This is a genomic window from Burkholderia sp. AU19243 (genome assembly GCF_018148075.1).
GTDB lineage: Bacteria > Pseudomonadota > Gammaproteobacteria > Burkholderiales > Burkholderiaceae > Burkholderia > Burkholderia latens_A.
On record NZ_JAGSTV010000024.1, the window covers coordinates 1 to 21,093 of the forward strand.

Annotated in this window: 20 protein-coding genes and 1 pseudogene; 7 read left to right on the plus strand and 14 right to left on the minus strand. The window is 64.2% G+C overall.

Annotation, left to right across the window (positions count from 1 at the left end; translation table 11 throughout):
- From KDW55_RS27920 to KDW55_RS27965, 10 genes and pseudogenes are all read right to left on the minus strand, one after another.
- Window positions 1–241 (minus strand): annotated as a pseudogene (locus KDW55_RS27920) (multidrug transporter); the annotation flags it as partial.
- Window positions 242–288: 47 nt separating this feature from the next.
- Window positions 289–3,375, minus strand: coding sequence for an efflux RND transporter permease subunit (locus tag KDW55_RS27925; protein ID WP_059548193.1), 3,087 nt, complete (start codon window positions 3,373–3,375; stop codon window positions 289–291).
- A complete protein-coding gene (locus tag KDW55_RS27930) occupies window positions 3,372–4,469 on the minus strand; it encodes an efflux RND transporter periplasmic adaptor subunit (RefSeq protein ID WP_212161705.1) in 1,098 nt (365 codons plus the stop codon). Before KDW55_RS27930 ends, KDW55_RS27925 begins: the two co-directional genes overlap by 4 nt.
- 165 nt (window positions 4,470–4,634) lie before the next feature.
- Complete coding sequence (locus tag KDW55_RS27935) at window positions 4,635–5,006, minus strand: DoxX family protein (protein WP_249174527.1); 372 nt, start codon at window positions 5,004–5,006, stop codon at window positions 4,635–4,637.
- 59 nt (window positions 5,007–5,065) lie between these two features.
- A complete protein-coding gene (locus KDW55_RS27940; RefSeq protein ID WP_038570939.1) occupies window positions 5,066–6,256 on the minus strand; it encodes a multidrug effflux MFS transporter in 1,191 nt (396 codons plus the stop codon).
- 57 nt (window positions 6,257–6,313) lie between these two features.
- Entirely contained in the window at window positions 6,314–6,940 is a 627-nt protein-coding gene (locus KDW55_RS27945; protein WP_038570942.1) for a thermostable hemolysin, read from the minus strand.
- A gap of 14 nt (window positions 6,941–6,954) precedes the next feature.
- Window positions 6,955–8,424 carry an AMP-binding protein gene (locus tag KDW55_RS27950; RefSeq protein WP_212161708.1) on the minus strand — a complete coding sequence of 490 codons (1,470 nt, stop codon included), beginning with the start codon at window positions 8,422–8,424 and terminating at the stop codon, window positions 6,955–6,957.
- On the minus strand, window positions 8,421–9,350 hold the full coding sequence (locus KDW55_RS27955; protein ID WP_038570947.1) for a TauD/TfdA family dioxygenase: 930 nt from the start codon (window positions 9,348–9,350) through the stop codon (window positions 8,421–8,423). The genes KDW55_RS27950 and KDW55_RS27955 overlap by 4 nt, the downstream gene beginning before the upstream one ends.
- A gap of 220 nt (window positions 9,351–9,570) precedes the next feature.
- Entirely contained in the window at window positions 9,571–10,527 is a 957-nt protein-coding gene (locus KDW55_RS27960; RefSeq protein WP_212161709.1) for a LysR family transcriptional regulator, read from the minus strand.
- Between the two features lie 78 nt (window positions 10,528–10,605).
- Window positions 10,606–11,157: a MarR family transcriptional regulator gene (locus KDW55_RS27965; RefSeq protein WP_038570953.1), complete on the minus strand. Its 552-nt coding sequence runs from the start codon at window positions 11,155–11,157 to the stop codon at window positions 10,606–10,608.
- 108 nt (window positions 11,158–11,265) lie between these two features.
- Between KDW55_RS27965 and KDW55_RS27970 the strand changes: the two genes are divergently transcribed.
- The 6 genes from KDW55_RS27970 to KDW55_RS27995 all read left to right on the plus strand — a co-directional run bounded on the left by KDW55_RS27970 (window position 11,266) and on the right by KDW55_RS27995 (window position 16,643).
- Window positions 11,266–12,075 carry an alpha/beta hydrolase gene (locus tag KDW55_RS27970; RefSeq protein ID WP_038570957.1) on the plus strand — a complete coding sequence of 270 codons (810 nt, stop codon included), beginning with the start codon at window positions 11,266–11,268 and terminating at the stop codon, window positions 12,073–12,075.
- Window positions 12,076–12,380: 305 nt separating this feature from the next.
- Window positions 12,381–12,929, plus strand: a complete 549-nt coding sequence (locus KDW55_RS27975) for a TetR/AcrR family transcriptional regulator (RefSeq protein ID WP_059548200.1) — start codon at window positions 12,381–12,383, stop codon at window positions 12,927–12,929.
- Window positions 12,930–13,068: 139 nt separating this feature from the next.
- On the plus strand, window positions 13,069–13,929 hold the full coding sequence (locus KDW55_RS27980; protein ID WP_038570962.1) for an N-acyl homoserine lactonase family protein: 861 nt from the start codon (window positions 13,069–13,071) through the stop codon (window positions 13,927–13,929).
- Window positions 13,930–14,102: 173 nt separating this feature from the next.
- Window positions 14,103–15,308, plus strand: a complete 1,206-nt coding sequence (locus tag KDW55_RS27985) for an MFS transporter (RefSeq protein ID WP_069242236.1) — start codon at window positions 14,103–14,105, stop codon at window positions 15,306–15,308.
- 269 nt (window positions 15,309–15,577) lie between these two features.
- Window positions 15,578–15,934 carry a CidA/LrgA family protein gene (locus tag KDW55_RS27990; RefSeq protein WP_226209401.1) on the plus strand — a complete coding sequence of 119 codons (357 nt, stop codon included), beginning with the start codon at window positions 15,578–15,580 and terminating at the stop codon, window positions 15,932–15,934.
- Window positions 15,924–16,643: an LrgB family protein gene (locus tag KDW55_RS27995; protein ID WP_069242237.1), complete on the plus strand. Its 720-nt coding sequence runs from the start codon at window positions 15,924–15,926 to the stop codon at window positions 16,641–16,643. Before KDW55_RS27990 ends, KDW55_RS27995 begins: the two co-directional genes overlap by 11 nt.
- A 99-nt stretch (window positions 16,644–16,742) precedes the next feature.
- On the opposite strand, the gene KDW55_RS28000 is transcribed toward KDW55_RS27995, so the two are convergent.
- The 4 genes from KDW55_RS28000 to KDW55_RS28015 all read right to left on the minus strand — a co-directional run bounded on the left by KDW55_RS28000 (window position 16,743) and on the right by KDW55_RS28015 (window position 19,909).
- Window positions 16,743–17,030 (minus strand): antibiotic biosynthesis monooxygenase, encoded by a 288-nt coding sequence (locus tag KDW55_RS28000; RefSeq protein ID WP_038570974.1) that lies wholly within the window; start codon window positions 17,028–17,030, stop codon window positions 16,743–16,745.
- Between the two features lie 193 nt (window positions 17,031–17,223).
- Entirely contained in the window at window positions 17,224–17,760 is a 537-nt protein-coding gene (locus tag KDW55_RS28005) for a carboxymuconolactone decarboxylase family protein (protein WP_038570977.1), read from the minus strand.
- A 366-nt stretch (window positions 17,761–18,126) separates the two neighbouring features.
- Window positions 18,127–18,495: a BON domain-containing protein gene (locus KDW55_RS28010; protein ID WP_209825839.1), complete on the minus strand. Its 369-nt coding sequence runs from the start codon at window positions 18,493–18,495 to the stop codon at window positions 18,127–18,129.
- 481 nt (window positions 18,496–18,976) lie between these two features.
- Complete coding sequence (locus tag KDW55_RS28015) at window positions 18,977–19,909, minus strand: LysR family transcriptional regulator (protein ID WP_069242238.1); 933 nt, start codon at window positions 19,907–19,909, stop codon at window positions 18,977–18,979.
- 139 nt (window positions 19,910–20,048) lie between these two features.
- On the opposite strand from KDW55_RS28015, the gene KDW55_RS28020 reads away from it, so the two are divergent.
- A complete protein-coding gene (locus KDW55_RS28020; RefSeq protein ID WP_038570983.1) occupies window positions 20,049–21,056 on the plus strand; it encodes a zinc-binding alcohol dehydrogenase family protein in 1,008 nt (335 codons plus the stop codon).
- Window positions 21,057–21,093 lie beyond the last annotated feature (37 nt).

Genomic DNA, 21,093 nt, shown 5'->3' on the forward strand with positions numbered 1-21,093 from the left:
GCGCGATCTCGATCAGCCGCTGCAGGCGCGGATCGACGAAGAATTCGCGCCAGCCGATGGCGGTCGCCGCCTGGCCGTTCGCGCTGCGCGCGCCGGCAGCGCCGGGCTGCGTCGCATAGACGCCGCCGGACGGGTATGCCTGCGCGACAGGCGCGTCGGGCCGCGTGTAATGCGGCGCCAGCGTGCAGCCCGCGGCGAACAGCGCGAGCGCCGCAGCGGCCATCATCCGAATTCCACTCATGTTGCCCTCGTTGCGTCCCGTCGCGGCACGCGTTTCAGATTGCACTTTCATACGGTCTCCAGCACGCGGGCGCGCTCGCTGTTCGCCGCCTCGCGATGGCGCTTCGCAATCAGCGTGTACACGGTCGGCAACACGAACAGCGTGAACAGCGTACCGACCAGCATGCCGGTCGACACGGTGATCCCGATCGCGAAGCGGCTGGCCGCGCCCGCGCCGCGCGCGAAAATCAGCGGGACGAGCCCGGCGACCATCGCGGCCGTCGTCATCAGGATCGGCCGCAGCCGCACCGTGGCCGCGTGCTCGATCGCCGCGCGCCGGTCGAGATGTTGCGTGCGTTGCAGCTCGTTCGCAAAGCTCACCATCAGGATCCCATGCTTGGAAATCAGGCCGATCAGCGTCACGAGCCCGATCTGCGTATAGATGTTCAGCGTCGCGAAGCCGAGGTACAGAGGCACCAACGCGCCACACACCGACAGCGGCACCGACACGAGAATCACGAGCGGATCCCGCAGGCTCTCGAACTGCGCGGCGAGCACCAGAAAGATCACGACGAGCGCGAACACGAACGTGACCGTCAGCCGATTGCCTTCCTGCACGTATTGCCGCGATTCGCCGAGCCAGTCGATCTCGTAGCCGGCCGGCAGCGGCTGTTTCTGCAGAAACTCGACCGCTTGCCCCATCGTCACGCCCGGTGCGGCCACCGCCGACAGGGTCGCGGAGTTCAACTGGTTGAACTGCGTGAGCGCGTTCGCCTGGCTGCCGTTCGACACGCGCACGACGGTCGACAGCGCGACCATCTTGCCGCCGCGCGTCTTTACGTAGTAGCGGTTCAGCATGTCCGACGACAGGCGCTCCGCACGCGCGACCTGCGGAATCACGTCGTACGAGCGGCCGTTGTGATCGAAGCGGTTCACGTAGTTCTCGCCCACGAGCACAGCGAGCGTGTCGGCGATGTCCTTCATCGTCACGCCGAGCGCATTCGCCTGGTTACGGTCGATCGTTACGCCGACCGAGCGGCTGTCGAAGGTCAGATCGCTGTCGACCACCGAGAACAGTCCGCTCTTCGACGCGGCAGCCTTCAGTTTGTCCATCGTCGCGAAGATGCTGTTGAAATCGGCGGGCGCGCGCAGCACCATCTGGATCGGCAGGCCGCCGCTCGACGCGGGCAGCGACGGCAGCAGGAACGTGAACACCTGGTCGCCGGCGATCGCGTTGGCGCCCGCCTGCACTCGCGCCTGCAGGTCGGCCGCACTGCGCGTGCGCTTCGACCAGTCGACGAGGTTCACGCCGGCGAAGCCGAGGTTCGCCCCGCCGACGCCGTTCAACACGAAGCTGGTATCCGCTTCCGGCAGCGAGCGGAACACCTTCTCGATCTGCGGCGCGTAGCGTTCGAGGTAATCCAGATTCGCGTACTGCGGCGCCTTCACCTGCAGCATGATCGAGCCCTGGTCCTCCTGCGGCGCCAGTTCGCGCTTCACGCCGCTGAACAGCAGGCCGATGCCCAGCAGTACGCCCGCTCCGAACACCAGCACCGCCGGCCGCGCGCCGAGGCTCGCGTGCAGCAGGCGCCGGTATCCGTGCGTGACGCGCGAGAGCGTGTGTTCGATCGCCCGCGCTACCCGGCCCTCCGACATCCGGCTGTCGAGCAGCAGCGAGCTCAGCATTGGCGACAGCGTCAACGCGATGACCGCCGACACGCACACCGCCCCTGCGAGCGTAAAAGCGAACTCGCGGAACAGCGAGCCGGTCAGCCCGCCCATCAGCCCGATCGGCGCATACACCGCAACGAGCGTGATCGTCATCACGATCACCGGCGACGCGATCTCGCGCGCGCCGAGCAGCGCCGCACGCGCGGGCGGCTCGCCGGATTCGATGTGCCGGTGAATGTTCTCGACGACGACGATCGCGTCGTCCACGACGAGCCCGATCGCCAGCACCATCGCGAGCAACGTGAGCAGGTTCAGCGAAAAGCCCGCAGCCAACATCAGTGCGGCGGAGCCGACGAGTGCGAGCGGAATCGTCACGACCGGAATCACGACCGCACGGAACGAGCCGAGGAACAGGAAGATGACGACCACGACGATCGCGATCGCCTCGACGATCGTCTCGCGCACCTCGTCGATCGACGCGTTGACGAAGCGCGCGACGTCGAATACGTCGCCGATCCTGATGCTGGCCGGCTTGCTGCGCTCCATCGTCGGCAGCAACGCCTGTACGCCGCGCACGATGTCGAGCGGGTTGCCCGACGGCGTCGCGTTGATCGCGATGTTGACCGCGCGGTGCCCGTTCATCAGCGCGCTCGCGTTGTATTGCTGGCCGCCCAGCTCGATCGTCGCGACGTCGCGCAAGCGCACGAAACTGCCGTTCGCCTCCGATTTCACGACGAGGTTGCCGAACGCGCCGACATCGGTCAGGTCGGTGTTCGCGGAAATGTCGGCAACGGTCAGCGCGCCCTTCAACTGGCCCGGCGCAGCCTGCACATTGTTCGCCTTCAGCGCGGCCGCGACATCGCCGGCCGACAGCCCGTGCGCGGCGAGCCGCGACGCGTCGAGCCAGACGCGCATCGCGAGATTCTGCCCGCCGACGATTTCAGCGGACGCGACGCCGGGCACCGTGGTGACCAGCGGCTGCGCCACGCGCACCACGTAATCGGTGATCTCGGGGATCGACAACGTATCGCTCGAGAAGCCCAGATACATCACGGCCGTGGGCGCGTCGGTCAGCTTGGTGATCACGGAGTCGTACGCGCCTTCGGGCATCTTGTACTTGACCTCCTGCACCTTCGCCATGATTTCCGTCATCGCGCGATCGGCGTTCGCATTCAGGCGCAGCCGCGCCTTCACGACGCTCTTGCCCTGCGTGGACGTCGAGGTCAAATACTCGATACCGTCCGCGGTCGCGATCGACTGTGCGATCGGCGTCGTCACGAAGCCCTGCATCAACGCCTGCGACGCACCGGGATAGGCCGTCTCGACGCTGATCGTCGCGCTCTCCAGCATCGGGTACTGGCGCACCGGCAGCGCACCGAGCGAGCGCAGGCCCACCAGCAGGATCAGCAGGCTGCAGACGATCGACAGCACCGGCCGCCGCACGAAGATGTCGGTGAAACGCGCGCCTTGCGTGGTCTGGCTCATCGCACCGTCTCCTGTTGTGTGCCGGCATCGGCCAGCGCCTGCACCTTCGCCCCCGGTGCGACGCGCAACTGCCCGGTCGTCACGACCACGTCGCCGGCGCGCAGCCCGTCTTCGATGACGATGCGGCCACGCTCGCGCGCGCCGGCGCGCACCTGGCGCACGCGGGCAACGCCGACGCCGCGCCCATCGCGCTGCTCGACCACCACCACGGTATCGCCCGCCTGGGAGGTCTGCACGGCGGTATCCGGCACGCTGATCACCGCGTCGCGGCCAGGCAGCGCCAGATGCGCGTCGATATACATGCCGGGGCGCAGCAACTGGCCGGCATTGACCACCGTGGCCTGCACGGTGATGTTGCGGGTCTCGTCGCCGACCTGCGGCTCGATCGCCGTTACGTGGCCTTCGAAGGTCCGCCCCGGATACGCATCCGTCGTCACGCGCACCGCCTGGCCGAGCGACACGCGGCTCAACTCCTTCTGCGGCACCGTGAAGTTCGCGTACAACACACCGAGATCGGTCAGCGTCGCGATCGGGTCGCCCGGGTTCAGGTACTGGCCGACGTTCACGCGGCGCAAGCCGATCACGCCGGCAAACGGCGCGCGGATCAGCTTTTGCGTAATGACCGCCTGAGTCTCGCGGATATCGGCGCGCGCGGCGTCGAGTTCATAGCGGCGTGCGTCGAATGTCGCCTTCGGCTCGGCGCCGTTCGGCACGAGCTGCGCGGCACGGTCGAACTGCCGGCGCGTATATTCGGCCTTCGCCTGCAAGCCAGCGAGCTTCGCCTGTTCGGGTGCGTCGTACAGTTGCACGAGCGTTTGTCCGGCGCTCACGCGCGAGCCCGCGACGAACCGGATGTCGACGACGCGACCGGCGACCTCCGGTGCGATGGTCACCTGCCGTACCGCTTCGAGCGAGCCGACCGCCTCGAGCGTCGGCGCATCGGCCTGCGGCTTCACGACGATGGTTTCGACCGGCAACGGCGACGGTGGCGACGCCGGCCGATCGGCAGCCGATACACGTTCCGTGCGCCAAAGGAACAATGCGCCGGACAGGACGATCAACGTGCCTGCGGCAAGGAACACAGAGCGTCTCACCGATCTCTCCTCAATGAATCAGTCATGACATCAGTTTGAGTGGAACCGCCGCCCCCGGACGTCAACTTTTCGAATCCCTGTTTAAATTTTTCGCATGCGTGACACGAAAAAAAGCCGCTTGCCCCTACGAACGGGACAAGCGGCGAAACAACGCCCGCCACGAGCTCAGATGTTCGTGGCAGGCGCTCGCGGCGCATGAAGGGTGCATGCGCGCGCATACCGGTGTGACATGGCCAACAGGACGGCGCCGAACAGCAGCAACGGATTGGTGCTGACCGCCCCGCACATGAGGAACAGCGCCGACATCGCAGCCGCGCCGGCAACGCCCCACGTGATCGCGATGCCGAGCAGGATCGACAGCCCTGCCGCCAGTTCGAGCCAGGGCACGATCAGGTTCACAGCGACGACGTGCGGAAGCGCGACGTGCACGATCGCGCTGGTCAGCGCGAGCCGCACCGCTTCGGGCGCCGCCGCGGATCGCGAGACGGCAGCCGTCAGAAAGGGGCCCGCATCGAAGTGCCCGACGATCTTCGTCAAGCCCGCCCAGCTCCAGAACGCGCCGAGCACGAGCCGCAGCGCGAGCGCGACGGCGGCCTTCATCGCGCCACCTGCGGATGCCGGCGATGCAGTTGCCGGAAGCCGATCATGGTCACGCCCAGCAGACACGCGAACATGATGGCAATCGTCGCGTTCGTCTCCATGGGCAACGCGCTGACGACCCCCGATACGATAGAACCGAGCGCCAGCATCAGGCACCCTTGCAGACTGGCTGCAGCGCCGGCGCGGCCCGGGAACAGGGCCATCGAGCGCGCCATCGCGTTGGAGAAGATGAAGCCCTGCGCAAACGCGATCAGCATGATTCCGCCGAGGGCGGTCGCCAGGCTCAGCTCGACGCCGCTCGACGCCACGCAGGCCACCCCGAGCGCAAAGGTCGCGATGCCGCCGCGCATGAGCTGCTCGCCGCTGTAGCGGCGGATCAGGCTCCGGTTCAGCGTCGTGCCGCCGAGGTAGCACAAGCCGACGCCGAGCGCAGTCGAGCCGAAGTAGGCCGCGGAATGCCCGAGACGGATCTGCACGATGTACGGCCCGATCACGTTCCACATCAGGAACGCCGAGAAGCTCATCCCGAGCATCGCGACAGCCGACTGGAAGTGCGGATCAGACAGGATCTCGCGATAGCCCGCAATGGTTTGCCGCGGCGTGCGCCGCAATTCCGGCCGCAGCGTCTCGCGCAATCCCGCGAACGCAAACGACAGCACGACGAGCCCGTAGCCGCAATACACGACGAAGTTCCAGCGCCAGCCGGCCCACTCCTGCACGTGTCCGCCCACATACGGCGCGATCACCGGGCCCAACCCGAACGCCAGGCTGAGGTAGACGATCGCGACGCGGAAGCGGTCGCCCTTCAGCCGGTCGACCAGCACGGCGCGCGCGACGACCTGGCATGATCCGATTGCGAAGCCCTGAATCGCGCGTCCCGCCATCAGCACCTCGAACGAAGGCGCGACGACGGCCAGCGCACTGCCGGCGATGAACAGCACGAGGCCGAAGAGTATCGACGGGCGTCTGCCCCACCAATCGGCCAGTATGCCGAACCCGAGCTGGCCGATCGCATAGAACACGAGCGTAATCGTGATCGTGTTCTGCATCATGCTCGGCAGGACGTCGAGTTCACGACCGATGGCCGGGATGCTCGGCGCATAGAGATCGATCGCGATCCCGCCGACGCTATTGATCAGCGGCGCGAGGAACACGAGGAAGTTTTCATATCTGTTTGAGTTGGACATGGGGACGTTCCTGAAATGACGGGACAGGCCGACGCGAGTGCGTGCGGCCTGTCGGGATCAGTGACCGTTGGCGGTGCATTCGACCTGCCTCGGCGACATTCGGGCCGAGGGCGGATCGCCGAGCGGGCTCCACATCGGCAAATCATTGCGTCTGGCCATGTCGTCGATCCTCACCATGATGACGCGCGGCGAGTTGTCGTAGTAAGTGCCCCAGTCGACATGCCGGTCACGCACCCGGCTCGCACACGCGCGGCCGAGGTCGTCATAGGCGATTTGCAACGACTGCACGATGTAACGCACCCGCTCCGTCGCGGTCATCAGCACGTATCGGTAGTGGTGCTGGGCCAGTGTGCGGAACACGCTCGCCATCAGGTAGCGCCCCGCGCCCTTCGGGCCGAACGACGAGAACTGCCCGAGCTCGATCAGCTCCGCACGCGACAGCCCATACAGGCTCGTCAGCGATTCGTCGAGGTAGTGCTCCGAGAACAGCCGCGCGCTATCGCCCCAGCTGAGCCCCAGGCACGCGTATCCGGGCAAGGTTCTCTTGCGGTCGGTGAGACACCAGAACTGGTCCGGGCGAGGCTCCGGACGCGCGCCGTGCGCCTGATAGTAGTGCTGCGAGACCGCGAGCTGAATCTCGCGATAGGCGTCCTGGCCCGGGTGAAAGGTCCGTACGATCTGCACGTTCGGCTCCCCGGTCAGTAAAGCGACGCCGCATGGTCACGCTCGATCAGCTGGCGGCGCGGCCGCCCGGTGACCGTGTAGTAATCCGTGCGGAAGCGCTCGATGTCGGTCACGACCCGGACGCGCCGCACCCGCGCGAAATCCGCGAGCCGCGGTTCGAGCCGCGCCATCTCGTGGCGCACCGCCGCTTCGTCGTGCGTGGACAGCACGATCGCCGCCGGCTCTTCGCGCCCTTCGCCGAACACCACGATGTCGTCGATCAGCGGACTTTCCTTGTAAACCGTCTCGACCCACTCCGGCGAGATGTTGCGCGCCGTCGACAGGATGATCACGTGCTTCTTGCGGCCGGTGATGTACAGGAAACCATCGACGATCTCGGCTAGGTCGCCGGTATGCAGGTAGCCGTCGGTGAGCTCGCACGACGTATCGTCAGAGTTGTAGTAGCCCGCGCAGAGCGTCGGTGTGCGCACGCGCAGCTCGCCGTCTACGATCACCGGCTCGATCCCGTCGAGGAACGTCCCGGCGGAACCGATGCGGCGCTGTCCGGGATAGTTCAGCGAGATGATCGAGCTGTTCTCGCTGAGACCGTACGCTTCGTACACCTGCACGCCGCGCTTGTCCAACGATTCGAGCACGGTCGCCGGGATCTTCGCGCCGCCCGTGATGATATGCGGATTGCGGCGACCGAACAGTTGCGTCGTACTGGTCGACTCCAGCAGGGTATCGGCCTCCTCGAGCAGCTTCGGCGGCAAGTACAGGAAGTTCGGATTGACGCTGGCGATCAGGTCGAGGTATTCGCGCGCATTGCCGCTGCGTGCGCCGTACTCTGCGTAGTGCGCGGGCATCAGCGTCAGCGAGCCGCCGGACAGCACCGGCAGGAACACGCCGAGAACCTGTTCGATCAGCAGGCTCATCGGCACGATCGACAGGTAATCGAGCGGGCCGGCCGGCACGCGCTTCAGCACGTTCGTCACGAGCAGGCCGACCGCCTCGTCGCGGATCTTCACGCCCTTCGGCTTCGACGTCGTACCGGACGTATGGATGATCCCGCAGATGCCCGGCTCGATCCGCTCGCCGGTGGGTGCACCCGCTGCGGGCCATTCGCCGCTCGGGGCGTTGATGCACGAGATGCCCGGCAGGATCGAACCGATGCGTGCGGCCGTTTGCGCATCCTGCGCGAAGATCGCGGTGGCCTTGTGCAACAGGCTGCCGATCTGCTCGTCGGAAAACTCGATCGGCACCGGCAGCAGCACCGCCTTCACGCGCAAGATCGCGAGCATCGTCGCCACCCACGTGTAGCTGGAGCGCGCGGCAATACCGAACACGAGACCGCTGCAATCGCCGTACACCTCCTCCAGCTTGCCGCCGATCCGCGCGACGTCGGCACGCAATTGGTCGAGCGAGTATTCGCGGCCGTCCATCTCCCGCACGACAATGCGGTTCGGCGCTTCGGCGAAGTGACGTTCGATAAGTGCGCTGATCATGCGATGGCTCCCTTGCGATAGCTTTGCGCACCGAAAATGCGGCGGCCCGTGTCCGCGAGACGGCGGCGGCCATGCATCACGCGACTGTTGTCGATCACGACGATGTCGCCCTTGTTCCAGAACAGGTCGTACGTATAACGGGCCGTCACGTCCTTGATTTCGTCCCACACCTCGAAATCGATGTCGGTACCGTCGGCCCACGTGATCAGCGGCGGCTCGTAGTTCACGCTCGGCCCGAGCAGCGAGTTGCAGAACGCGCGACGGCCGGAGAAGCAGCTGACGGTGATCGCGTCGGTCACACGCTCGGACGACACGAGAAACTGGTCGAGCCGGCGATAGTGCTGGCCGCGAACGCGCTGGTTGACGACCTCGAGGTGCGAGTCGTTCACTTCGTGCGCCGGCAGTTGGAGTTCGACGCTCAGGAAGCGTTGCACGTTCGGCCAGGGAATGCGGCGCGAATACTTGATCTGGCGTTGCTCGAACAGACGACGCACGGCCGGCGTCAGTTCCTGCAGCACGCGCTGCCCGTCGCAGATCGTCGTTTCGGAGCCGACGCGAGCCGGCTCGAGGCAGTAGAACCATTGCAGGTCAGGCGTGAACGGCAGGTTGCCGTTCTCGCGGTGCAGGCCCATTTCCAGCTCGCCGGCATCGATTTCGGCGGTGTTTTCCGTCGAAGTCTTGCGCGCCGGGTCGAACGTGACGCGCGCCGAATGCTCGCTGACGAAGCGGTTGAAATCGTCGAGCGTATCGGCGAAATTGCGAAAGATCACGACACCCGAATGGGCGAGTTGCGCGTACAACTGATCGGTATCGACCAGATCGATCGCCTTTTGACCGGCCTCGAGGCTTTCGATCAACTCGAAGCCGAAACGCGGTAACGGTTTATGCTGAACCCTCGCAGCGACTACATCAATAACATCCATCATAGTTGCCTCTCAGTGTGGTTAGTTTTGTGTTCGAATCACGGCCTCGTCGAACACTGACTAATCTACCGACACGGCGGGGCGCACCGTTTTAAAAATTAAATGGTGGATGTGAATTTTGTTCAGGCTCCTGAAAGGAAGCCCGGCTTTGCTTCCTCACTGGCAATAAACCGGACCGGTCGCCGGGACGGCGCGGCGCGGCTCGGTCGCGGCTCGGTCGCGGCTAGGCGCGAGGCAATTCTCCCGGGTCGAACGCGTTGGCGCTCGCGAGATCCTTGAAGAGGCTGCGCATGGTGCGGATGTCGGGGTTCTTTTCCATCGGTGTCGACCAGATCACGTCCAGCGTGAAGGTCGGGAAGCCGAGCGGCACGTCGCAGATCTGCACGTTCGCCGGAATCGACAGGTGCTGGAGCAGGCGCCGTGGCAGCGTCAGAGCGACCGGCAGCCGCGCGACGATGTTCAGGCAGGCCTGATACGTGTTGGCGCGCGCGACGATACTGCGCGAGCGGCCGAGCTTTTCGAGCCAGCCGTCGATCATGTTGCGCTCGGATACCCACGGCGTCGGGAACACGTGGGCCATGTCGCAGAATTCGTCGAGCGAGACGCGCGTCGACTGTGCGAGCTTGCGCGAAGCGGTCAGGCACACGAAGGTGTCGGAGAGGACCGACTCCCACTGCAGGTCGGGATGCAGCCGATGATAGCCGGGGCCGAAGCCGATCGCGAAATCGAGTTCTCCGGCCAGCAGCCGTTCTACCGGCAGTTCGCGGCCGAGGCGATCGACGATCAGCGAGGTTTCACGGCCGCGCTTCATGAACGACTCGAGCACCCCCGGCAACAGCAGCAGCTCGAAATACTCCGGCGCGCATACGCGCATCACGCGACGTGACGTTGCGGCCACCTGGTCGTCATCCATGTCGGCGCAGTGGTTCACCGCGTCGATCACGTTTCGCAGATACGGTTCGATGGCCTCGGCCTTGGCCGTCGCAACGAGGCTGCCGCGATCGACATCGAAGAGCACGTCGTGAAAGCAATTGCGCAAGCGTTTCAGGCAATAGCTGACTGTCGGCTGGCTGATGCTCAGGACTTCGGCGGTGCGGCGCGCGCTTTTATGTTCGTACAGACACAGAAATACCATCACGTCCTGAAGATCGAGTTGGCGCAGTACATTACTCTTAAGCACGATATTTCCTTATCGTTATTGTTGTCGCCGGCATCATTTTTTTCGGTCTTTATCTTAAACCCAACGACTTTCGGTATGTCACACCCGCTCCCCTCGCCCCCACCCTGCGCCGTCAGGCATCAGCGCTTCGCCCGGTAGCGCGAGAAGCGCACGCTTCAGGAGTAGCGCGAGCGTCGTGCGGTCGTCCCGATTCAGCCCGCCGAGCAACAGATTCAGTGTGTCGACGTGTACATTCACTGCCCTGTCGATCAGCGCGAGCCCCTCGCGCGTCAATCGCACGGCCATTCCCCTACCATCTTGCGGATTTGGAATACGCTCGACGAGGCCGGCCTGCTCGAGCCGCGTCAGGCGGTTGGTGATCGCGCCCGACGAAATCATCAGCGACCGGTATAGCTGCGTGGGCGACAGTTCGTACGGTGCGCCCGACCGGCGAAGCGTGGCCAGAACGTCGAATTCGCCCTCTTTGAAGCCAAACGGCGACAACGCCTCGGTCCGCGCCTTTTCGCAATGCTTCGCCAGGCGCGCCAAACGTCCGAACACCTCCATCGACTTCACATCGAGTTCGGGTCGCTCGTCGTGCCATTGCGCGACGACCAGGTCAACGTGATCTTCGGTGCCAGGAACCATCATGAATATCCTCGCATTCGATGCGGGCTTGGTTGCTCAACTTGCAGCCAATATATCTCAATATTAAGATAGTTCGGAAGCACATGTGGGGAGCAGCAGTGGAGCAGGCAGATGGCAAAACTATCATTCAGTGACCACGATCTTTATTATGCGGACGTCGGCAGCGGCCAACCGATCATATTGATTCACGATCTGGGTAGCTGCGGTCTCGCATGGGCGCGGCAAATGCCGTTTCTCCGTCAAGCGGGTTATCGCGTGATCGTGCCGGATCTGCCGGGGCACGGTGCGTCCTCGTATCCGGACCGCACGCTTGACGTGAGGGAACTTGCCGGCGGCGTGCAGTTTCTGCTGGATTACCTTGGCCTCGAAAGTGCCGCCCTCGTCGGCATCTCGCTTGGTAGCGCGATCGCTTTGACGATCGCTCTCGATGCACCCGCACGCGTCGGCAAGCTGGTCGTCTGCAACGGCTTCTCGAACCTGGTCGACGACGAATTCGTCCGCCGCTTCGAGCTCTGGAAATGCGGTTTCGCGCGCGACGATGGCGCAACGCGGTGGTTCGAGGAAATGTGGCCTCTGATGGTGAGCGCCGAATTCGCTCAATCGGAAGACGGTGAAATCGCGTATCAAATCGGCCATGCTCGTGCGGCAACCACCGATTCCGCGCAGCTCGCCCGCCTCTGCATGGGGATCGCGAACTACGACGTCAGAAGGCGACTGAATCTCATACGCAGCGAAACGCTCGTGCTGCAAAGCGAAGATGGCAGCATTTTTCCGGCGACCGAAGGGCAACGGCTCGCGGCCATGATTCCGGGCGCCCGCTTCGGAACGCTTCCCGAAGGCGGGCATCATGCAAATCTCGACCGTGCCGGGGCGTTCAACTGGGCGGTATTGCGCTTTCTGAGCGGGTCGAACGCTGTGTAGGTGTTCTTATATTTCTCGTTTGAATGGGCGAGATGCGGGGACTGTCATTGACCCCACGCCACAAAACTGTCCCGCTTGAATGTGGAAAATTCCGGCGTGCCGTCTAGCGAACCAGCCTGCACAGATCCCTGCCGGCACCGTCAACGATTGACAGAATCGCGCACAAAGTCTTCCGACAGAAGGCTTTGCTGCGAAATCGTCAGGTTTTGCGCGAAAAGGACGGATACCCCTACGAATGCGAATGCCGACACCAAACTGAACCGTTCGGTTTAAAATGCTCGCATCTCATCGTGTGGTGTTCCGAAATGGGCAGACCCAAAAAATTCAGCCGAGACGGCGTGTTGGAAAAAACGCTCCCGCTCTTTTGGAAATACGGCTTCGCCGGCACCTCGCTCCAGCAGCTGGAACAAGCCACCGGCGTCAATAAGTCCGGGCTCTATTCGGAGTTCGAGGACAAGGAAGACTTGTTCCTGCATAGCCTTCTCTATTACTACGAGCATCGGGGCGCACAGCAGATCCTCACCGCAGAACCGAAGGGCTACGGCAACATCGAGCGCTTTCTTCGGCTCGGCGATCCGCAAGACAACGGCTGCGTGGGCTGTTTTTCCGTCAATTCGATCCGTGAATTCCCGTCGCTGTCCGAGCGGGTCCGTGAGGTGGTTGGTGCGTATCACCACAGGCTGATGCCGCAGATCATCGAAAACATCGAAGCGGAACGTCACCAGCTCCCGGCCGCAACGATCGCAACGATCGTCACAGTGTTCTTTGCCGGTTATTGCATCGAACGCAATTTGCCTCAACTGGCGGAAAGCGACGCCGTCGGCGCATTCATGCAAGCGCTGCGCCTTCTCTGACGCCCCCGACGGCCGGCGCCTCGGCCCGATAGCCACTTCATTTTGAACCGATTGGTTTTTTTAATTGGCGTAGGCCGCTCCGTGCACTCATACTGAACCAATCGGTTCAATAAAGTGCCGATCCAAACGGAGAGCAGCCATGGCCTTGAAGATTCACCCCATCAATTTCGGCAACATGTCGCTCGATTCGAGCGGTCTCGTGCTGTTTCGCGAACCGGGCAAGCAGGTGACGATCCCGGTGCTGGGCTTCCTGATCACCGGCGGCGCACATCCGGTGCTCGTCGATACGGGCTCACGCAACGTCGAGCAGTACACGGCTTTCGGCTTGCCGTACGAAGTCACGCCGGAAATGACGATCGAGCATCACCTTGCGCAGCATGGGCTGAAGATGGGCGATATCCGCCACATCGTGCACACGCATGCGCATATCGATCACGTCGGCATGACCGACCGGTTTCCAATGACGACCACCGTCGCAATCTCGCGCCGCGAGCTCGAATTCGCCGCCTCGGGAATCATGGGCCCGCTGATGTACACAGCCGCCGATACGAAGCATCTGATCGACCGCCTGCACACGCGCGGCGCGATCCGTCTGCTCGACGTCGACGGTACGTTCGAGGAAGAGATCATTCCGGGCGTCGCAGTCCGCCTGTCCGGCGGTCACACGCCGGGTTCCCTGTCGGTGCTCGTCGAAACCGATGAAGGCATCGCGAACATCTGCGGCGATATCGCGTACAACCTGCAGGACCAACTGATCGACCCGATCCTCGATCAGGCCGCGCACGAACCCACGATCACCGCGAACCGCGCAATGTCGACGCTCGATGAAAAGCGCGCGATCAAGCGCGCGCTCGCAACGAGCCGGTTTCTGCTGCCGAGCCACGATGCGCCTGCCCTCGTCGAGGGCGGAAAGGTCGTCGGCGTGATGCAAAACGCGATCTCGAATCCGCAGGCCGATGTCACGAAGGCCGCCGGTTACACGTCGTTGGCCGCCCGTTGATACCGATGTCATACCCGCTACGTCGAGCGCTCGGGCTGCTGATCTGTGCGGCGGGCGCATGGCACGTCGCGGCCGAGCTGGTTCTCCACGCATTCGGCAGTTGACCGGCCGCCCCTGTGCGCTTCGACCCGGCTTTCCGGAGCGCGCGCTTCCCAGGCTCGAAAGGACCCAACATGACTACACCCTTTTCAGCGCGCACGACCCGCGCGCTTCGCATCTTGAGTCTCGCATACTTCGTCCAGGCGACGGGCGCGCTGTCCGTCGTCGGCAGCCTCGATTCGATCTCGCATCAATGGGGGCTCGCGGATTCGCAAAGCGTGTACCTCGTGACCGTATTCGGCGTCACGTTCGCGCTTGCAGCGCCGCTGCTGCAGGTCGGCTTCGGCCATCTGCGGCGCCGCCGCCAGGTATTGCTCGGCCTGACGCTGTTCAGCGCGGCCGCCTTGCTGCTCGCAGCCGCGCCAAATTATCCGGTGCTGCTGCTGTCGCGCGTGCTGATGGGCGTCGGCGCAGGGTTCATCGGCCCGGTGCTCGGCGCGTTGGGCTCGAGCCTCGTCGAACGTGATCAACAGGGCAGCGCGATCGCCGTCGTGCTGCTGGGCCTGAGCGTCGCCGGCCTGGTAGGCATGCCGCTGTCCGCGTGGATCGCGCACGCGTGGGGCGCGCGCGTGCTCTTTCTCGTCATTGGACTCGCAGGCGCGGTAACCGCCGCGCTTATCGTTCGGGCAGTCCCGGACACGAGCCAGGGGGAAACCATCGAATTCGCGACGATGGCATCGTTGCTGACGCGCACCGATACGCTCAGCGCGTTTCTGGTGGTGTTCTTCATCGCGGCCGGCGTGTATTCGACCTATGCGTTCATTGCGCCGATCATTCGCGACGTGTTCCACGCCGGCGCCGATACGGTGTCGACCGCGCTGATCGTATTGGGCGCCGCGGGCATCGCGGGCAACCTCTTCGTGACGCGCGCCGCGCGCCGCTATAGCGCCGAAGCGATGCTGTTTGCCGGCCTCGGATTGCTCGCGCTGGACCTCGTGTTTCTCCGCTTCACGCCGCCGAGCTTGCGTCTGTTGTTCGTCGCGCTCCTCGCCTGGGCGTTCGCGACCGACCTGCTGTGGCCGTCGCAGCAACGGCGCATCGTCGAACTGATGCCGCAATGGCGAGGTATTGCGCTGGCGTTGACCGCGTCGTTCGTGTTTTGCGGCATCGGCGTCGGCTCAGCCGTCGCCGGTTGGGTCTATCCCGTCTTCGGACTGACAGGCTCGATCGGCAGTTCGCTCGCGTTTCTCGCGCTGGCGACCGGCAGCCTGCTCGTGTCGCGCGCCGCGGTCCACGCAAGACGCAGCGCCGCCCCATGCAGTGCATCGCTTCAATCGTGAACCGGCGATGCCCCCATGCAGCCGAGTCGCGTGCGGGCCGCGCGCATCCGCGTGCGCGTCGCGAGGACCCAATGGCAGGCCCATCGCACCGCGTGGCGCTCGTTCCGCTGCGCTCGGCAAGCGCTTTTTCCGTCTATTGCAGAAACTGTTTCTCGCCATTTCGCACTACTCCAGAGCCGAGCGACGGACGACAATCCGAACGACTGCTCCGTCCGCGCAAACGCGCGTTCACGTGTTCTTCTCGAGGCATAGCCATCATGTTGAGTGCGATGTCGACCCTTCTCGCCAGCCAGTTCGTCGGCGAGTTGCTCGCGCAGCTGACGGGCGCGCCGATCCCCGGCCCGCTAGTCGGGATGCTGCTCCTGCTCGGCATCCTGATCTGGAAGGGCGGCCCATCGCCGGACCTCGAGAGATTCGGCGACGACCTGCTGTCGTGGCTCGCGATGCTCTTCGTGCCCGCCGCCACCGGCTTGATGACCGCATTCGACCAGTTGACGACGGACTGGTGGCGCATCGCGGCCGCCATCTTGATCTCGACGTTGCTCGGTCTCGCGACGACCGGATGGATCATGGAGCGACTCAGCAAAACGCTCGCTGCCGAAACGGAGACCGAACATGACGCCTGATCTCGCGTCCGCATGGGCCATATTGCAACACCAACCGCTTTGGGGGCTGCTCGCAACACTGGTCGCCTATCGGATCGGACTGTTCGCGAACCGGGCCGCGCACGGACACGTGCTCGCTCATCCCGTTCTCGTCGCGGTGCTGCTGCTCGTCGGATTGCTGTCGCTCGCGCATGTGCAATACCGCGACTACCTGGCGGGTGCGGAGTATGTGCACTTTCTGCTCGGGCCGGCGACCGTCGCACTCGCCATCCCGATGTTCCGCAGTTTTCACCACATACGCAGAACCGCTCGCGCGCTCGTCCCGGCGCTCGCGATCGGTTCGATCGTGTCGGCCGGCAGCGCCGCATTGATCAGCAAGGGGCTCGGCGCCGCGCCGGTGGTTACGGCATCGCTGATCGCGCATTCGGCAACCACGCCCATCGCGATGAGCATCTCCCGTCGCATCGGCGGCGACCCCTCGCTGACCGCGACGTTCACGCTGCTCACCGGCATCGCGGCCGTGCTGCAGATCGGCGTGGCGATGAAGGTGATGCGCGTCGTCGATTCCCGCGCGCACGGCTTGGCTGCAGGAACTGCGGGCCACGGGCTGGCCACCGCGCGAATGCTGAGTATCAGCGAAACAGCCGGCGCGTTCGGTGGGGTGGCGATCGGAATGAGCGGCGTGCTAACCGCACTTGTCGCGCCGGTGCTCGCCGCGCTGGTCCGATGAACGACGCTGCGAGGCGATCGCCATCGCGGCCGGGGAACGAAACAGCGGCGGCCGGTAATCCCGCGCGCCGCCGCTGCTTGACAGCCAGAGCCGGCAGACTCAGATCAGCTTCTCGAGCAGCACGACGTCGAGCGTCGCCTTGCCTTCGAGCGCAAGCGATAGCGCCTGGAACGCGGGCGCCATGCCGTGCACATTCAGCGCGTGCTCGTCACGCCACCGTTCGACCATCGTGAAGCGATGAAACGCGGCGCGGTGCCGATGCAGTTCGTACTGCTCGCATCCATCCTCGGCGCGAACAGCGGGAACCGCGGCCACCAGCGCCGCTTCCACCGTCGCGGCGTGCTGCGGATCTGCCGTAATCGTGGCAACCACATACTGCGTGGACATTGATACCTCCGTTTTCGATTGGACCGATCGGGCGCGAGCGGGCGCGTTGCCCGAATCGCGACCGCCTTCGTTGCGCGACTTCAAGCGGTATCCGCTGCCTGCCGTCCGCCCGACATGCACGTACGACGACCCACACGACCGCACCGGCTCGCGCGGCGTCACGCAATGAAACGTGCGCCGGATACGGCCATCCTCAGTCGACAGCCGGAAAGTCGAGCGTCGTGTCGTTCACGCGATTCACCAGATTGGTGAACGTAATCGACGTGACGACGAGGATCGTCTCGATCACCTGGCGCTCCGTCAGCCCGGCTTCCAGCACCGCGTCGAGAACGGCGACAGGCACCGTATCGCGGCTGGTCACGATCGCGCGGACGAACGCGAGCAACGCATCGCGGCGCGCATCGCCGGACGGCAGGCCGGCGCGGATGTGCTTCATCGCGTCAGGCGCGAGGCCGGCCATCCTGCCGATCATCGTGTGCGCCGCGACGCAGTAATCGCAGCCCGACAGCGCGCTGACCGCGAGGCGCACCGCTTCGACGTCGGCCTGCTCGAGCGAGCTGGCGGCGATAGCGGCGTCGACGTTCAGCATGGCCGCCAGACCGGCAGGACTATGCGTGCCGATGGTCGCATACGCATTCGGAACTTTGCCGATCGCGGCCTTGATCTGGTTGAAGACGACAGCGGTTTCCCCGGTCGCTTCCGACGGTTTCAGAGTGGTCAGGCGTGTCATATATATCTCACTGGCTGGATAATCGGGCGCCGGCCGACAATGGCCGACGTGATTAAGGAATGCGTATCGATGTCCGCATTCCGGGTCTTGACTAAGGGTCAAACGCGGCAAGGAGCAAATGCGCACAGTCGCGCAACGAATGCGATCTGCGGCGACATTTTTCTCCATTCCTTCTCCATTCCTTCTCCATTCCTTATCGACGAAATGAATTTCGATTCCGGCGCCTTGGGCGCACCGAAAACGGCATTCGAATTCCGACGCTTTGAGGAAAATGCTCTACACGGCTCTCACGGCTCCGCGGAGCCGTCGATGGTTCCAGTGTGCTTCGCACAGCAGCGCGCGCATGGCATCGACGCGCGCGCGAAATCACCGGCCCTGCTCGCCTGGCACCAGATTGTTGACCACCGACGTTACGCCCGCGACGCGCGCTGCGCTGTCGCCGGCGCGCTGGACCTGCTCGCTGTCAGGCACGTAGCCGGTCAGCGTCACCACGCCATGGCGCACGAGTACCCGCGCATTGACCGCGTTCAGCCCTTTCGTTTTCGACAGCGCCCAGACGATTTTGCGCGACAGTGCCCGATCGGCGGTGCGTTCGGCCCGCCTGTCGGCCTTGTTCACTTCTTTCTGGCTGACGACCGCGTCAGAAGATGCAGCGGCATCCTGTTCTGCCGCATGGGCGGAAACGCCAAAAGCCAAATACGTTACGTACAGTACCGACGCAATAATCTTTTTCATCACACGCTCCTGAAAATACATCGATGGAAATTCGACAAGGGCTGAAACCCGATCGAATGGTAGACAACCGCCTACCCGCGCTCAATGGCGCATTTGCAAAAACAGCTTTAAAGCGATGCAGATGATCATGTCCCGCGGCGGCGCCCGCGGTACTCGCTATACCTGCGTATAGGTGAATTGAATATTTCCGACTAGTCGAATACCCGGCGAGACGATTTTCCGGACGACGCCGCAGCGGCACAGTACAAGCACGTGTTGCACGATGTCCGACCGACGCTCATCCGCGTACGGGACACATGCAACGCGCTGCATTGCGCGAGCGGGCAATTCGGTGAAGTGACGAAGACGCTTCCGCAAGCGGAACTCGACGACACTCGCGGGCACACGGTCCCGCACTGGAGCCAGAACGATGCGTGCCACGATGCACGAGCTTCGACGTTCGCCGTCAAGCGCGAACGCCTGCACGACGACGCGCCGCGCGTTACTCGGCCGCGTCGCCGACGTAGTCGCGCATCGCCGCGATCATTGGCGCGATCCGCTCGCGCAGATGCGCATGGAGATATCGGACGGCGGGCGAAAACTGACGACGATGCGGGCACACGAGGCTAAGCGGAGCTGCCTCGCCGCGCTGTTCTGGCAGCAGCACGACGAGCCGGCCGGCCAGCACATCGTCGTGGACATCGAGCCACGACTTGTACGCGATCCCTCGACCCTCGACGGCCCAGCGTCTTGCAATCTCGGCATCGTCGCAAAGCAGTACGCCCTTCACCGTAACTTGACGCCGCACGCCGCTGGCGGGGAACACCCAGCGATCGTATACACGTCCACCCAGCACGAACGGCAGGCATTCGTGCAACACCAGCTCGTCGAGCGATGCAGGCGCGCCGTGCCGCTTCACGTAGCCGGGCGACGCGACGAGCACGCGTCGATTGCTTTCCGCGAGCGGCAGCGCAACGTAACTCGCGGCTTCAGGTGCGCCGTAACGAATCGCCACATCGACGGGGTCGCGAAACACGTCGGTTACGTAGTCCGACAACGACAGCCGAAGCACGAGCTTCGGATGCGCGTCGCGGAACACGCCGAGCCACGACAGCAAAGCGTTGCGTCCGATGTCCGACGGCGCCGCGATGCGCAACGTGCCTTGCAACGCCTGCTTGTCTCCATGCAGGCGTTCGCGCCCCTCGTGGATCGTCGACAGCACCTCCTCCGCATAGGGGAGGTATTGCTCGCCTTCCGCAGTGAGCTTGAGGCTGCGCGTCGAACGCGCAAAAAGACGCGTATCGAGCTCGCGTTCCAGCCGCTGGATGGCGGCGCTCACCTGTCCGGGTAGTAGATCGGCCTCCCTCGCCGCGCTCGAGAAGCTGCCGAGCGCCGCGGTTCTGACGAACAGTTGAAGGTCTTCCAGACGCACCATTTTCATTCCCGGAGTGAAAGTCCTCCCTAATGTAACGCGTTTTTTCGATAGATGAGGACGCGCAGTATTTCATCCACATGCAGCGACCTGCATGCCACTGCGGGTCGGTCGCCAGTCAAACACGATTCGGAGTTCATTGATGAAAGCAGTTGTCTACGCACGGCACGGCTTGCCCGCCGACCATCCGGAATCCCTGTTCGATGCCGACGTACCGAAACCGGAAGCCGGGCCGCGCGATCTGCTGGTGAAGGTCGATGCGATCGCCGTCAACCCGGTCGACACCAAGGTGCGCATGGGTTCGCCCACCGAGCAGCCACGGATCCTCGGATGGGACGCCGCAGGCACCGTCGAAGCGGTCGGCGCCGACGTGTCCATGTTCGCGCCCGGCGACAAGGTCTTTTTCGCAGGCTCGATCGCACGGGCCGGCGCCTATGCGCAATACGTTGCCGTCGACGAGCGAATCGCGGGCCGCAAGCCCGCGACGCTGTCGGACTCGCAAGCCGCGGCATTGCCGCTGACGTCGCTGACTGCGTGGGAATTGCTGTTCGATCGACTCGGCATCGAAGAGGGCGGCGGCGGCAGCGACGCATTGCTCATCGTCGGCGCGGCGGGCGGCGTCGGGTCCATGCTCACGCAACTGGCGCGTCGGTTGACCGCCCTTCGCGTGATCGGCACCGCGTCGCGCCCGGAGACGCGCGCATGGGTGCAAGCGCTCGGCGCACACGACGTCATCGACCATAGTGAACCGTTGCTCGAAGGGCTGCGCCGTATCGGTGCGCCGCAGGTGCGCTACGTCGCGAGTCTCACGCAAACAGACGTCCACTACGCGCAGCTCGTCGAGGCGCTGGCGCCGCAGGGCCGGCTCGCCGTCATCGACGATCCGGACGCGCTCGACGCAATGCCGCTGAAGCGGAAGTCGATTTCACTCCATTGGGAGCTGATGTTCACACGCTCCCTGTTCGAAACCGCCGACATGGTCAGGCAGCACGAAATCCTCGACCGGGTGTCCGCCCTGATCGACGACGGCGTGTTGCGCACAACCATGGCCGATCACTTCGGCACCATCAACGCCGCCAATCTGCGTCGCGCGCATGCGCTCATCGAGAGCGGCCGCTCGCGCGGCAAGATCGTCCTCGAAGGCTTCTGACGCGAGCAGCCCCGCCCGCATCGCAATTCCAAACACA